Origin of the sequence: Sphingomonas sp. CCH9-E2 (assembly GCF_001557215.1) — a bacterium.
In the GTDB taxonomy this organism is placed as follows: domain Bacteria; phylum Pseudomonadota; class Alphaproteobacteria; order Sphingomonadales; family Sphingomonadaceae; genus Sphingomonas.
Genome location: NZ_LSJM01000352.1, coordinates 1 through 14,122 on the forward strand (window position 1 = coordinate 1; position 14,122 = coordinate 14,122).

11 protein-coding genes are annotated in these 14,122 nt (G+C 66.5%); 8 read left to right on the plus strand and 3 right to left on the minus strand.

The window, feature by feature from the left end; genetic code table 11:
- Together AX681_RS23300 and AX681_RS23295 are read left to right on the plus strand one after the other, a co-directional pair.
- Nucleotides 1–432, plus strand: a 432-nt coding sequence (locus AX681_RS23300) for a hypothetical protein (RefSeq protein WP_197424226.1), incomplete at its 5' end; no start/stop codon positions are given.
- Nucleotides 433–541: 109 nt separating this feature from the next.
- Nucleotides 542–2,710: a TonB-dependent receptor domain-containing protein gene (locus AX681_RS23295; RefSeq protein ID WP_066681829.1), complete on the plus strand. Its 2,169-nt coding sequence runs from the start codon at nucleotides 542–544 to the stop codon at nucleotides 2,708–2,710.
- Nucleotides 2,711–3,063: 353 nt separating this feature from the next.
- Here AX681_RS23295 and AX681_RS23290 read toward each other — a convergent pair whose 3' ends face one another.
- The 3 genes from AX681_RS23290 to AX681_RS23280 form a co-directional block, all read right to left on the minus strand.
- Nucleotides 3,064–4,077: a glycosyltransferase family 4 protein gene (locus AX681_RS23290; RefSeq protein WP_066660532.1), complete on the minus strand. Its 1,014-nt coding sequence runs from the start codon at nucleotides 4,075–4,077 to the stop codon at nucleotides 3,064–3,066.
- The gene (locus tag AX681_RS23285) at nucleotides 4,077–5,666 is read right to left on the minus strand and encodes an alpha-amylase family glycosyl hydrolase (protein WP_066660535.1); all 1,590 of its coding nucleotides are present in this window, start codon (nucleotides 5,664–5,666) and stop codon (nucleotides 4,077–4,079) included. The genes AX681_RS23290 and AX681_RS23285 overlap by 1 nt, the downstream gene beginning before the upstream one ends.
- Nucleotides 5,667–6,201: 535 nt before the next feature.
- Nucleotides 6,202–7,068: a LysR substrate-binding domain-containing protein gene (locus AX681_RS23280; RefSeq protein WP_231733748.1), complete on the minus strand. Its 867-nt coding sequence runs from the start codon at nucleotides 7,066–7,068 to the stop codon at nucleotides 6,202–6,204.
- An 87-nt stretch (nucleotides 7,069–7,155) separates the two neighbouring features.
- Between AX681_RS23280 and AX681_RS23275 the strand changes: the two genes are divergently transcribed.
- The 6 genes from AX681_RS23275 to AX681_RS23250 all read left to right on the plus strand — a co-directional run.
- Complete coding sequence (locus AX681_RS23275) at nucleotides 7,156–8,517, plus strand: proton-conducting transporter transmembrane domain-containing protein (RefSeq protein WP_066660540.1); 1,362 nt, start codon at nucleotides 7,156–7,158, stop codon at nucleotides 8,515–8,517.
- 14 nt (nucleotides 8,518–8,531) lie between these two features.
- On the plus strand, nucleotides 8,532–11,009 hold the full coding sequence (locus AX681_RS23270; RefSeq protein WP_066681826.1) for a putative inorganic carbon transporter subunit DabA: 2,478 nt from the start codon (nucleotides 8,532–8,534) through the stop codon (nucleotides 11,007–11,009).
- A gap of 3 nt (nucleotides 11,010–11,012) precedes the next feature.
- Nucleotides 11,013–11,351 carry a P-II family nitrogen regulator gene (locus AX681_RS23265; protein WP_066659725.1) on the plus strand — a complete coding sequence of 113 codons (339 nt, stop codon included), beginning with the start codon at nucleotides 11,013–11,015 and terminating at the stop codon, nucleotides 11,349–11,351.
- A 143-nt stretch (nucleotides 11,352–11,494) separates the two neighbouring features.
- Complete coding sequence (locus tag AX681_RS23260) at nucleotides 11,495–11,773, plus strand: PqqD family peptide modification chaperone (RefSeq protein WP_156442715.1); 279 nt, start codon at nucleotides 11,495–11,497, stop codon at nucleotides 11,771–11,773.
- A gap of 17 nt (nucleotides 11,774–11,790) precedes the next feature.
- Nucleotides 11,791–12,924 (plus strand): alginate O-acetyltransferase AlgX-related protein, encoded by a 1,134-nt coding sequence (locus AX681_RS23255; protein ID WP_156442714.1) that lies wholly within the window; start codon nucleotides 11,791–11,793, stop codon nucleotides 12,922–12,924.
- Nucleotides 12,925–12,939: 15 nt separating this feature from the next.
- Nucleotides 12,940–14,122 (plus strand): asparagine synthase-related protein (locus AX681_RS23250; protein ID WP_231734858.1); only part of this gene is annotated, 1,183 nt, incomplete at its 3' end.

The following is a 14,122-nucleotide window of genomic DNA, read 5'->3' on the forward strand; positions in this document are numbered from 1 at the left end:
GCGCTGACCCGCCACGACTGGCGCACGCCCGCCTGGATCTGGCTGGTCCCGTTCGTTGCGGCGCTGATCATCTATCTGATCGGCAGCGCCGCGGTGTTGGGTCTTCGCTATCCGGTGCGTTGGATCGCCGGGCTGGGCGTCGGGGCGGGCCTGCTCCTGTCGGCTGCCAATAATCTTGGACCCCCGGGCGGGTTCGAGCGCGGGATCGCGCAAGTGTGGGAGTGGAGCGTCAACGGGCCGATCGGGATCGACTTTCTGCTGAGCGGCGGCGAGGACAGCCTGTCCTATTGGCGCCCCGGGACCGGCAAGCGCTATGTCCAGATCTGGACGGCGCTGCCCGCGATCGGTGGCTGGGCGGTCGCCGCTGCCGCCTGGTTCTCCGTCGCGCTCGCGCTGTTCGGCCTGGCGATCCGCCGCCACTGGGAGCGCTAGGCCCCCACGACTTCTGCTTTTCACGAAAGGCTCATGCCCCGCTCATGCCGCTCACCCGGCGTGCGCGATAGCCCTTCGCGCATCCTGTTCACCTGAAAGGTCGTATCCCATGTTCGTGTCTCGTCTTGTCGCCAGCTTCCTCGCCACTGCGTCCGTCGTTCCGTTTGCAGCAGCGGCACAGACCCCGCCATCGGCGACGCAGCAGCAAGAACCCAAGCCTGCGCCCGCCAAGCCCGAGGAGGTGACGATCACCGGCGGTCGCGAGGCGGTGACGGTGTCGACCGACCGGATGAGCTTCGATGTCGGCAAGGACCTGCAGGTCCAGACCGGGACCGTTGCCGACGCGCTGCGCAATGTCCCCGGGGTCGAGGTCGATGTGGAAGGGCGCGTCAGCCTGCGCGGCGATCAGGGCGTCACGATCCTGATCGACGGCCGCCCCTCGGCAATGATGCGCGGTGAATCGCGCGGCAATGTGCTGCTGACCATGCCTGCTGGGCAGATCGAGCGGGTTGAGGTCATCAGCACCCCCTCAGCCGCGTTCAGCCCGGAGGGGTCGGCGGGGGTCATCAACCTCGTGACTCGGCGCACACGAAGCAACACCCGATCGGTGACCGTCCGAGCCAATATCGGTGGCGAAGGGCGCGGCGGCGTCAGCGCGAGCGTCGCGAACTCCAGCGGGCCGCTCACGCTGACCGGCGAACTCAACTATCGGCGCTTCACGACCGAGAGCGGCCTCGTCCAGGACCGGGTGCGGATCGATGGCAGCAACACGCTGACCAGTCGGCAGGAGAGCCTTCAGGACAACATGATGTCGGCGCGGAGCGCGCGTTTCGGCGTGGACTATGACGTCGACAAGAAGAACAGGCTGAGCGCCGAGTTCAACTGGCGCAACAACCGCGTCGAAAGCGATCGCGACGACAGCGTCGTCGGCGCGGCCGCCGGCGGCGGCTATGATCGCGAATCGGACATGAGCATGCGGATGCGCGCGATCGGCGGCCGTGCATCGTGGCGCAAGACCATCGCAACCGGCCATGAGCTTTCAGCAGATGTCGAACTGGAGCAGTTCCGCATGCGCCGCGAGATCGAAGGGGTCACGACCCCGGCTGGCGGCAGTTCGGCGTACGAGCGCATCCGCAATGCGGGCGACCGGTCGGACCTCAACATCAAGCTCGATTACAAACGCCCGATGGGCGAAGGGCGCTCGCTCAATATCGGCTATCAGGGCGAGGTCAGCGAGACCGATTTCGACTTTGCGGGCGCGCGCGGCGGGAGCTTCGACACGCTGACGCCGGTCGCCGGGCTGACCAATCGCTTCGATCTGCGCCAGCGCGTCCATGCGCTGTTCGCGACCTTTCAGATCGACACCGGCGAGCTGGAACTCCAGCCGGGGCTGCGGCTCGAGCAGGTCGACCTGGACCTCAATCAGATTACCGACGGGGTGCGCGCCGAGAACGACTATTTCCGCGCCTATCCGACGTTGCATCTCGGCTACGAACTGTCGGCAAGCCAGAAGCTGCGCGCGAGCTACAGTCGCCGGGTCCAGCGCCCTTCGGGTCAGGATCTGAACCCCTACACCCTCTATATCGACCCGCTGAACCTGCGCCGTGGCAACCCGGATCTGCTGCCCGAAGTGACCGATTCGTTCGAGCTGGGCTGGCATCTGCGCAAGGGCGGAGCATTTTATTCGGTCACCGCCTTCTACCGCACTTCGCGCGGCGGCGTGACCGATATCGTCACCGATCTGGGAGGCGTGTTCCTGACGACGCGCGCCAATCTGGCCACCGGCGAGCGCGCGGGCGTCGAACTCATCGCCAATGGCAAGCTGTCCAAGACGCTCAGCTACAACGCGTCCGCCACATTTATGTGGAACGAGATCGACGCGCGGATCGGCGGTTTGGCGGCACCACGATCGGGTACCAGCGGTACGTTGCGCGCGAACCTGACCTGGCAGCCGACCCAGAAGGATTATGTGCAAGTCAGCGGCTTCTTGTCGGGCGACCAGCTGTTGGCGCAGGGCTATCGCCGGTCGGACGGCGTTCTCAACCTTGGCTATCGTCGCAAACTAAACGACCGGTTCAGTCTGATGCTGACGGCCCAGAATGTGCTCGATTCAGCCAAGCAACTGACGTTCATCGAGACACCGACATTGCGCGACCGGTTCGAACAGCGCGGCGCAGGCCGGATTTTACTGTTCGGTGTGACCTACACGCTCGGCCAGAGCAACCGCCGCCGCAATGAGCCGGGCTTCGATTTCGATCAGGGAAGTGTGCCGCAGTGAAGCGAACCGGCGCGCCACCGTTTATCTCTTACGCCTCCATGTCCGCTTTCTGTGCGTCGCTGCATATCGATGAATCGCGGATTGAGGGCGCATTCCCGACTGGCCGGTTCCGCCAACACGGCTCGGCAGCTCCTCGGCCGGTAGCTGACAGGCAGCTGTCAACGCTCGATCGAGGGAAGGGGACATTAGCCCAGTTCAGACGTGAACTGCTTCGCTGGCCGTCGGGGATTTGGTGGTCGTGATCGTTCGGACGGCGTCCTACAAGAATATGTTATGCGGTTCATTGCACCCGTTGCAAAATTCCTCATCGAGGCACTGACAGCACTGCGTCGGTGGATCGCGGTCGACGGTGATCATGACAGTCCCAATATGCGCCGGTACAGCCGGATATACTCATCAGCCATACGCTCGACGGAGAAACGCCCCCGGACGCGTTCGCGCACCGTCGCGCGATCAAGATCGCCAACGCGGGCGATCGCGGCGACCGCATCGTCGACCGAATCGACGATGAAGCCAGTCACGCCGTCCTCAATCAATTCGGGCATGGATCCGCGGCACATCGCGATCACCGGCGTGCCACACGCCATCGCCTCGATCACCGAAAGCCCGAAGGGTTCGTCGAAGTTGATCAGGTGCAGCAGCGCGCGCGCATTGCCAAGCGCCGCCACGCGCCGCGCCCCGCCGACTGCGCCGTGATAGTGGACCGCCGCGCCATCGACCTGCGGCATCACCATGTCGCGGTGATAGCCTTCATCCTGGACGATGCCGTACATGTGCAGCGGGATGCCGCACGCGCGCGCCGCGGCGATCGCCTCGACCGCGCCCTTGTCCGGATGGATTCGCCCGAAGAACAGCAGGTCTGCGCCGCCCCCCGGATTCAGCGGAAACGCGTCCATCGGAATGCCGTGATGGATCGTCGCGGCATAGCGCAGGTCGGGGTGGCGGTCGGCGTCGCTGATCGCGACATAATGCACACGATCTTGATAGGGCGCGTACATCGGCAGGATGCGATCCGACGAGAACCCGTGAATCGTGGTGACGATCGGCGTGCGAGTCAGGTTGGCAAAGGCATGCGCCGGGAAATCCGCCTGATTGTGGATGATGTCGAACGCGTCGGCGCGCTCGAAGACATGCGCTAAGTGCCGGAATTCCCACACCTTCGCGTCGATCGACGGATCTTCGTTGTACGACGCCGGCACCACGCCATCGAGAGTCGCAGCGGTGACGCTGTCGCGCGTGGCGAACAGGGTGACGTCGATTCCGCGCGCCACCAGCGCCTCGGTCAACAGGCTGGTGACCAGCTCCCACGGCCCGTAGTGGCGCGGCGGCGTGCGCCAGGCGATCGGGGCCAGCATCGCGATGCGCATCAATTGTCGTCCTGCAATTCGAAGATCGCGCCTTCATCGGGCCGAAGCGTGCCGTCCATCGCGCGCGGTCCGAGCGTCGACAGCAGGCACCGCATCGGGCGTCGGTCGCTCGGTCGGGGCAACGGCACCGGTACGCCGCCAAGGTTGAGTGCGATCAACAGGCGTTCGCTCCCGCGCACACGCTCATAGGCCAGCAGGTCCCCGCCCGTATCGAGCAGCGCGATTTCCCCGACCGAAAGCGCCGCATGGGCCCGGCGTAGCGCCAGCAGGTCGCGATAGAGGCTGAGCATCGACCCGGGTTGGCGCTGCTGCGCCGCGACGTTGCGCGTTCGCCAGTCGGCGTTGAGCGGCAGCCATGGTTCGCCGGTGCTGAAGCCCGCATTGGGGCTGTCGTCCCACGGGAAGGGCGTGCGCGATCGGTCCCGTCCGATGTCGAGCTGCGGCTGGCGCAGATGTTGCGGATCTCGGACCCGATCGACGGGGATATCGACCCGCCCGATGCCGAGCTCGTCGCCCTGATACAGCGTCGGCGTGCCGCGCAGCGTGAGCAGCAGCATTGCCGCGACGCGCGCCTGTGCTTCGCCGATCCGCCCGGCGATGCGCGGCGCGTCGTGGCTGCCGATCACCCAATTGGGCCAGCCATGCGGGGGCAGAGACGCCTCATAGTCCGCAATCAGCGTGCGCAGCTGCCCCGCTTCCCAGCCCGTTTCGATCAGCTGGAAGTTGAAAGGCAGCTGCACCTGCGGCCGCTCCGATGTGCCGTACCAGCGCGCATGCCGGGCATTGGGCAGGAAGATTTCGCCGATCAGCAGCCGCTCGCCATAGTCATCGGCGATCTCGCGCATTTCCGCCGAGATGGCATGCGCCTCGGGCTGGTCGGTCGAGTGGCGCTGTAGGACGCGGTCGCGCTCGGTTCGGTCGGGTGTCCAGTCTGGGTTTGGTGGATTGTCGGGCAGGTCCGCCGCCTTCACAATGTGCCACAGCACGTCGATGCGGAACCCGTCGACCCCACGGTCCAGCCAGAAGCGCATCACATCGAACATCGCCCGTTTGAGCTCGGGGTTGCGCCAGTTGAGGTCCGGCTGCTCCTTCAGGAAGGCGTGCAAATAATATTGGCCGGTCGCCGCGTCCCACTCCCATGCCGATCCGCCGAAGTCGCTGATCCAGTTGTTGGGCGGCGAACCGTCGGGTTTCGCATCACGCCAGATATACCAGTCGCGTTTGGGATTATTGCGCGACGCGCGGCTTTCGACAAACCAGGGATGCTGGTCGGAACTGTGGTTCGGCACGAAGTCGAGGATGAGGCGCAACCCCCTGTCATGAACCGCCGTCAACAGCCGATCGAACGCCGCAAGGTCGCCGAACATCGGCTCGATCGCGCAATAATCCGCCACGTCATAGCCGAAATCCTTCATCGGCGAGGGAAAGACCGGCGACAGCCAGATCGCATCGATGCCGAGCGCGACAACATAGTCGAGCCGGTGCTCGATCCCCGCGAGATCGCCGATCCCGTCCCCGTCGCTGTCCTGGAAGGAGCGCGGGTAGATCTGGTAGATGACCGCGCTCTGCCACCACGGACTTTTAACCATCGCCCCTCCCCCCACGAAGTCCTTGTGCGCATGTGCTATAGCGACGAACAAGCCGCCAGGTTCCTCGATTGCCGCGCGCCGCCGCCGGTTGTCGGCGGCGGCCCATCTCGACGTCAACGTTGGTGTGCTTGATTGGCGATGCCGGTGCAGATGCCGACGCCTCGTCACCGATAGGCTTGCCCCACCGATTGTCTTCTGATCTCATCGGTACCGGACGGCAGTGAATGCGGTTGGGCGCTGGCACGCGCTTGGCGAAATTCCCTGGGGGGCCTATCCGGGAGTGCTCGATGGCTGCTTGCGGGACAAGACCACGGCTGGCCGGTTGACTGATATGGGGCGCAAAGCTGCCATTAGCTGTGTCGCGCCACATCCCATCTCACGTGTGAGGTAAAATGTGGGGAAGCGGTAACTGCGGATTCAAAATATCCCGTTGAAACAGATAATTAGGTTTGCCTCTTAGATTCCTCCCGCTCCGCCAGTTGCCAGCGCGCTGCATGCTGCAGTCCCGAAAAGACCCCGCGACCTGAGCACCGCTTCAGCGTTCCAGTGCCGAGGCGATGTGCTGGGCGAAGCGGTGGGCGGTGAGCGTTGCGCCGGGTGCTTCGATCAGCGCGATTTCGGTGTCGTCGAGTGGCGGTAATCCGCTGTCGCGACCGAGCGGCGTCAGGGTGGGCGGGCACATTTCGCGCGGTAGCACCGCGATGCCCAGGCCCGCGCGCACCGCCGCCTGCGTCCCGGTCAGGCTGGTCGAGGTATAGGCGCAGCGCCACGCCCTCCGCGCCCGATCGAGCGCGGTCACCGCGCGCTTGCGATAGACACAGGGCTGGGGAGAAACGATCAACGGCAAGGGGCCATCCTCCGGGATCGATCCCGCGTCGCGTGCCACCCACACCAGCGGCTCGCGCCACACGCGGATGCCGTCGATCGCGACGCCGGGGTCGCGCTTCAGCAGCACCAGGTCGAACGCACCCGCGCTGAAACCGCGCTGAAGGTTGAGCGTCAGGTCGCAGGTTACTTCGAGTTCCACGCGCGGATGCGCTTGCGTGAAGGCCGCGAGCACATCGGGCAGGTGCGCGGTGGCAAAGTCTTCCGGAACACCCAGCCGCACCAGCCCTGCGACATCCGGCTCGGTCAGTTCGGCCATCGCGGCGTCGTTGAGCCGCAGCATGTGGCGGGCATGCGCAAGCAGTCGTTCCCCCTCCACGGTCAGTGCCACGCGCCGCGCGCCGCGCACGAACACGGGGCGGCCCAGCTGATCCTCCAGCCGCCTGATCTGCAGGCTGACGGCCGACTGGGTCCGCCCGACGAGTGGCGCGGCGCGGGTAAAGCTGCCGGTATCGGCCACCGCGACAAAACTGCGCAGCAAATCAAGGTCAAGCGAACGGTTTGGCATGCGTGTCATTTGAAAAGCTCATGGATAATATGTCAATTACTCGTTTTACTCATTGATCGCCATTCGCCAGAGGGCCCCCGCAAAGGAGCCCGCCGAATGAACGCTACACTTTCCGTCGTCCCGCTAGCGCTGCTCGCCGCGATGCTGTGCGCGTGCATGCCGCAGGTTCGGGCGATCGCCATGGCTGCGCGTCTCGCCTGGGCCTTGTTTGGGGCCGCCGTCGCGCTGACCCTGGCCGCTGCCACGGGCTGGACACAGGCGGACCCACTCGCGCTGATCGCCATGCTGCTAACCGGATTTGTCGGCGCAATCGTGCTGTCCTTCGCACGCCGCTACCTGCGCGCCGATGCCGATCCCAAGCGGTTTGCAGTTGCCGCATTGTTGCTGGTGGCTGCCGTGATGCTGTTCGTGGTCGCGGATGCATTGTGGCTGATCGCGTTGGGCTGGATCGCGTCCGGCTGGCTGATGGCGGCGCTGGTGGGGCATGTCGCGACCTGGACGGAGGCGCGGGCGGCACGGCGGCGGATGATCGCGACGTTCATCGTCGGCGATGTCGCACTGGTGGGAGCCTTTGCCATCCTTGCCGCCGAGACCGGCAGCCTTTCGACCAGCGCGCTCGGTACGATCACAGACACGCCGGCGACGCTCGCGGCGCTGCTGCTGGTGCTGGCCGCTGCGGTGCGCTGCGCCCTGTTTCCCTTCCATCGCTGGCTGGCGCGGTCGATGACGGCACCGACCCCGGCGTCGGCGCTGATGCATGCCGGCTTCGTCAATGCCGGCGGCCTGTTGCTGATCCGCTTCGCCCCGGTGCTGGAGGCAGCGCCGGCGGCGCGTGCACTGGTGATCGGCATGGGCATCGTCGCCGCGCTGATCGGCAGCGCGATGATGCTGGTGCGCCCCGATGTGAAGCGCGCGCTGGCCGGATCGACCAGCGCGCAAATGGGGTTCATGCTGATGACCTGCGGCCTGGGCGCCTATGCCGCCGCGCTGTGGCACATCGTCGCACACGGGTTGTTCAAGGCGTGGTTGTTCCTGCGCTCGGGATCGGCGATCGGGATTTCAGAACAGGCGGTGCCGATGCGGCTCGCCCCGGCCGCTGTGGCCGCGATCGGTGCGCTGGCAATCGCTGCCACGTCGGTGCTGGGCCAGCTGGCCGGTGCGATGCCTAGCGCGGTGCCGCTGATCCTGGCTGCGGCGATGGCGCTGGCCACGCTGATCCATCTTCGCCGCCATGCAGTTCTGTCGCTGATCGCAGCCGTGCTTGCGGCGACCTACGCCGCCGGGCTGCAGCTGTTCGCGCAGGTTCTGGCTGACCCGGACGGGCCCGCGCTGGGCGGACCGCTGCTGCCGGTCGCGATCGTTGCGGTCTTCATGACCGCCTGGCTGGTCCAGACGCTGATCCTCGACCGGCGCATGCCGATCCCCGCCGCGCTCTATGCGCGCCTCCTCAACGCCTGATCGAAAGGCCGACCATGAACGTCATGACCCGTACCCATGCGGACCTCGCCCCGCGCCGGATCGATCAGGCGCGGCTGCGCGTCGCGATCGATCTCGCCAGCCTGAGCGTTGCGCCGCTCTGGCCGCTCGACGGCGCGATCGCGGTCAACCCGCTGACGGGGTTCGAGGACCTTCCCTTTGACGAAGCGATCCGCGTCGCATCGACCCGGTTCGGTGCGCGGACCGGCCTGCCGCTGGCGCTGTGGCGGCGGCTGAGCGCGACGGGTCGGCCCGGGCGGGCGGCGGTCCGCGATGGCGCGATTGCGGCGCTCGGCGGCATCAACGAGGCCTTTCGTCTGCTCGGCCCGAATGTGTCGCGGCTCGACTGCCTGATGGCGCGACTGTTCGATCTCCCCGAGGCTGAGGAGGTGCTCGCATCGGCGGATCCGGGGGCGGTCGCGGTCGCCGATCTGTGCGCGACGTGCTTCGATCCCGGCCCGGCGGGTCTCGTGCTGCCACGGCGCGACGGGGGCTTGTTTGCCGCAACGCGCGACGTGCTGGCCCACATGCCGGGGTTTGCACCGTCGCGCATGCCCCATGACCTGCCCGACAAGCCGCTCGCCGCGATTGCCGCGATGCTCGACCGGCGCGGCGTCGGCGATGCGGCGCTGGACGAATATCTCGGCTGCACCGTCGCCCGCTTGCCCGGCTGGGCGGGCCATATCCGCTGGCGCATCGACCATGCCGACCCGGACCGCGTCGCCGATGCGCCGGCGACCATGGCCGACCTGATCGCGCTGCTGATGCTCGCCGACCATCTTGTCGATCCGCCGCGAATGGTGGAGCGGGCGGCCGACCCGGCCGGCACGCGCGTGGCGCTGGCGCAGCATTTCGGCCTGCCCGACCCGGCGCTGGGCGGAGTTGCCGAACAGGTCGTGGCCATGAGCGTCACCGATCTGGCGCTGATCTTTCAGCAGGCGGCGGAGGCGGAGTATCGCGATACGCTGGTCCGCGACCTGCGCCGCACGGGGCCCCAGCCGGTGCGCCGTCCGGCGGAGGCGACGCTGGTCTTCTGTATCGATGTCCGCTCCGAACCGATGCGTCGGGCGATCGAGGCCGTCGGGCCGTGGGACACGGCGGGCTATGCCGGCTTTTTCGGGCTGCCGATCGCGATCCATGCCGACGGGATGCATCGCCAGCGCCAGCTGCCGGTACTGGTCGGTCCGCAGCATGACCTGGTCATGCGCCCCGCCCCGGGGGAAGAGGCAGCGGCGGAGCGCGCCGTGCAGGCACAGCGGCGCGCGCGCTGGGGCAGCGCGATGTTCGGTTGGCTCAAGGGCGGTAGCGCCACTGCCTATGCCACCGCCGAAGTGACCGGCCCGCTCGCCGGGTTCGCCATGCTCGCACAAACCCTGTTCCCCGGCGCGATGCGACGCTGGCAGGAGGCATGGCGCGGCAGCGATACGCCATTCGCCCCCGCGATCGATGCGCATGGCGGCTGCGGCGGCCTCACGCTGAACGAACGGATCGGTTATGCCCGCGCGCTGTTCGCGCTGACCGGACTGGACCCGCAAACGCCGGTGATCGTGCTGGTCGGGCATCGAGGTGAGGCGGTCAACAATCCCTTTGCCGCGTCGCTCGACTGCGGGGCGTGTGCCGGGCATGGCGGCGCGCCCAATGCGCGCGCGCTGGCGGCGATCCTCAACGATCCCAGAGTGCGCGCGGCGCTCGAAATGCCGCCCGATGGCGTCGCGCTCGCCGGTGAGCATAATACGACAACGGATGAGGTGACGCTGTTCGGCACCGCCAATGTGCCGGCGCAGCATCGCGATCGGGTCGCGCGGCTGATGCGCGACCTGGAGCAGGCAGGGGCCAATGCGCGGGCGGCACGTGCGCGCAAGCTCGACCGGACGGCGGACGATCTGGTGCGCGGTGCCGCGCATTGGGGCGAGGTGCGGCCCGAATGGGGTCTGACCGGCAACGCCGCCTTCATCGTTGCGCCGCGCGATCGCACGCGTGCAGTCGATCTCGACGGGCGGGCCTTTCTGCACGATTACGACTGGCGCTGCGATCCTACGGGTGAGGCGCTCGCGACGATCCTGACCGCGCCGATGGTCGTCGCGCAATGGATCAACTGCCAGTATCTGTTCTCAACCATCGATAACGACCGTTACGGTGCCGGGGACAAGGCGATCCACAACCCGGTCGCGCGGATCGGGGTGATGCGCGGCAATGGTGGCGACCTCGCCATCGGCCTGCCGCGCCAGTCGCTGTTCCATGACGACGGCCTGCCCGCGCATATCCCGCAGCGGCTGCTGACCATCGTCGAAGCGCCGCTCGACCGGATCGACGCGGTGATCGCCGGGCATCCGGTGCTGCAGCGGCTGTTCGGCAATGGCTGGGTCCAGCTGGTCGCGATCGATCCCGCAACGTCCGAACCGCGCCGCTGGCGCCCGAACACCGAACTGACTGGCCGGGACGCCTGGCTGTCCCGCCCCGAAACTGGAGAATGATCAATGACCGAACCCGATGCATTGCCCCTGCACCCGATGCGCAAGATCGAAGTGATCGTCCATGCCGCCGACCATGGCCTGGTCGAGCGCAATCTGCGCGCGGCGGGGATCGCCGGATGGTCGATGATCCGCGACGTGGCCGGGATGGGCCATGGCGGCTTTCATCAGGGGCGGACGATCTTCAATGACGAAACCGGGCTGGTCATGTTCGTCGCGGTCGGCGACCGTCAGCGGATTCAGGACGCCGCCGCCGCGATGCGTACGCTGTTCGCCGAGCGTCCGGGCGTGCTGTTCCTGTCGGATGTGGAGGTTATTCGATCGGACTATGTCGCCGGGGCCTAGCCGGGCGCAGACGGGCTGGTCGATCCAGCGAGCCTGCATCCCCAAGCAATCCACTGCGCCAGCGCGCAGCCACGCGCTGGCGCTATTGATTTTGGCGCTAGCAGCGCCGTAAAAATGCGGCTTGCTGCCTTGGAGGCCACGACGTGACCGTTACGCTCGACACGATCATTCGTCGGCACCCCGATCAGATCTCCTCGGAAATGGATGGGCAGACGGTGCTGATGACGATCAGCACCGGCCTGTATTTCGGTCTCAATGCGGTGGGGAGCGACATCTGGCGCCAGCTCGACGCGCCAAAGTCGGTGGGCGATCTCGTCACCGATGTGGTAGCGCGTTATGATGTTGACGAAGCCAGCTGTCGGGCCGACATCCTGGCGCTCGTCGAGCAACTCGTCGAGCATCAGCTAGTGCAAGTCGGTTGAGCTGTCGGTAGCGGCGCGTGGAGGAGGCGGCAGACGTTAGCGACCATGCCGCCCGGGCGGTGCGCGGACTGCACCGCGCGCGATCCTTGTTGATGGTCGTCGGTGCCACCTACGCGGCGTTGCTGATGAGCGAGACGTTCCTGTGGGCGACCAGCTTTCCGCGCCTGCGCCCGGAGTTCCAGCGCAACCTCTACAAGCCCGATCAGACGCTCGGCATCGTGCTCAACCCCGGCTATTCCGCGCGCTTCGATGATGGCTATGCGCAGTGGACCGTGAAAGTGAACGCGCTTGGTCAGCGCGACGACCCGCCCCGGCAGAGCCAGCGCACACGCGTGCTGCTGGTCGGCGATTCGTTCGCATATGGGGAACTCGTCGATCAGCGCGACCGCATCGACCGGCAGGTTGAGCATCGGCGGCGTGACCTCGACGTCTATAATCTGGGGGTCAGCGGTTATAACTTCCCCGATCTGCTGATGGCGCTTCACCGCAGTCCGGTGACGGCATGCCATGTCGTCTATCTCTTTTACCCCAACGATCTCGATCCACCATTGTCACAAACGGTGGTGGACGGGTTTCGCGTCTTCAGACGCACCTTGCCCAACGGACAACCGGAACCGTTGAGCACCGTCCGCCGCACCATCGCCAGGCAGGTTGAAGAAGCGCGCAAGGCCGATGCGCGACATGCGCGCTGGTGGGTTCCGCCGTTGCGCACGCTGTCATTGCCTCGCCTGCGTCAATTGGTCGCGGCGACCGCCCGGACGATCGGGCTGGCGGAGCCTCGCAACGCTGCAAATGGGCTATATGGCGAGAATGCCCCACCGGCGGCGGTGCAGCGCGCAGTCGCGTTCACCGATCGCATGGCGCGCCATGCAAAGGGCAAGGGGATGACCTTTCAGCAGTTCATCATACCAACGCTGGACGAGGTGCGGCGCCGTGCCCATGGTCCGGCCACCAATGCCTATATCGCGGAACTGAAGCGGGCCGGTATCGCGCCGGTCGATCTGCTGCCCGCGCTCCGCCGGGACCATTACTGGGCGCATGATGGGCATTTCAATGCGGCGGGCGCGGCGGTAGCAGCGGATGCCATTGCGGCTGCGGTAACGCAGATGCCGGCTGGCCCGCCATGCGGGCTGCACCGCGCGCCTTCCTGATCGAGGATCGACACCATGTCCGGTTTCGCCGCTCTTGTGATGCGCCATCGCGATGACCAGGCGTCTGAACAGGGCGTCGCGATGCTCGACATCCTGCATGCGCGCGGTCCCAACTGGCGCCAGAGCGTCACGCTCGACCGCGTCACCTTGTGCCAGACCGGCGACCATCGCGCGCATGCCGATCTGACCAGCGGTCATGGTCCGCGCGCGGCGATCCGCTGCATCGGCGATATCCGGATCGATGATCGGGTTGCCTTTCTTAATGGGCTGGCAATGGCCGGGCGCGTGATCGATCCGCAGCTTCCTGACACCACGCTCATCGCGCATGCCTATGACCTGTGGCAGGAGCGGTTGCTCGATTATCTGATCGGGGATTTCAGCTTCGTAGTCTGGGACGAAGCGCGACAGCAGCTGTTCGCGGCGCGCGATCCGTTCGGCGTGGCACAGCTGTTCGTGGCGGAATCCGCGAACGGCACTGTGCTGACCAACACGCTGGACGCCGCGCTGCAGCTCGACGGATTGGATCAAAGCCTCGACGACACGGCGCTCCAGGACTGTGCATTGTTCGGCTATTTCCTCGATCCGGCCATGACGCCGTACCGGTCGATCCGACGCATCGCGCCCGGTCACGCTGTGCTGCTGCGCGATGGCATGCGTCACGATCGGCGCTATTGGCTGCCCGCCGCCCTGCCGCCAGTGTCCAGCGAGCGCGATCATCTTGCGCTGGCCGACGGGTTCCGTACGCTATTCGACGCGGCGGTTGCCGACCGGGTGCGCGATATCGATGCTGCCGGGATCCAGCTGAGCGGCGGAATGGATTCGACCAGCATTGCCGCGACCATCACCACGCTGGCCGCACGGGATAAGCCGCAGTTCGCGCTCCGTGCCTATACCATGCACAATGAAACGCTTTACGACGATCAGGAGTTCGTGCTGGCACGGCTGGTCGCGGATCACCTCGGTATCGCGATCGAGGGGCTGGGGCCGGAGGTTGGGGCGCAGTTTGCTAACGGGGGGGCACCCGCCGTGCCGTCGGAACCAGGCCCTGCGGACGCCCCGGGCTGGCACGATGTCAACAAGCGGACCGTAGCATTCGCGCCGCTGTTGTTCATGGGTTTCGGCGGCGACGCGCTGTTCGAGTGGGGAACGCCCTCCTTGCAAAGCGCCGGGCGCTGGTTCCGCCGCCGCGAGTGGCGGG

Bases quoted from the DNA above. Each gene is read 5' to 3' on its own strand.
- AX681_RS23295 (WP_066681829.1), top strand. From the start codon at position 542: ATGTTCGTGTCTCGTCTTGTCGCCAGCTTCCTCGCCACTGCGTCCGTC.
- AX681_RS23290 (WP_066660532.1), bottom strand. From the start codon at position 4,077: ATGCGCATCGCGATGCTGGCCCCGATCGCCTGGCGCACGCCGCCGCGC.
- AX681_RS23285 (WP_066660535.1), bottom strand. From the start codon at position 5,666: ATGGTTAAAAGTCCGTGGTGGCAGAGCGCGGTCATCTACCAGATCTAC.
- AX681_RS23280 (WP_231733748.1), bottom strand. From the start codon at position 7,068: ATGACACGCATGCCAAACCGTTCGCTTGACCTTGATTTGCTGCGCAGT.
- AX681_RS23275 (WP_066660540.1), top strand. From the start codon at position 7,156: ATGAACGCTACACTTTCCGTCGTCCCGCTAGCGCTGCTCGCCGCGATG.
- AX681_RS23270 (WP_066681826.1), top strand. From the start codon at position 8,532: ATGAACGTCATGACCCGTACCCATGCGGACCTCGCCCCGCGCCGGATC.
- AX681_RS23265 (WP_066659725.1), top strand. From the start codon at position 11,013: ATGACCGAACCCGATGCATTGCCCCTGCACCCGATGCGCAAGATCGAA.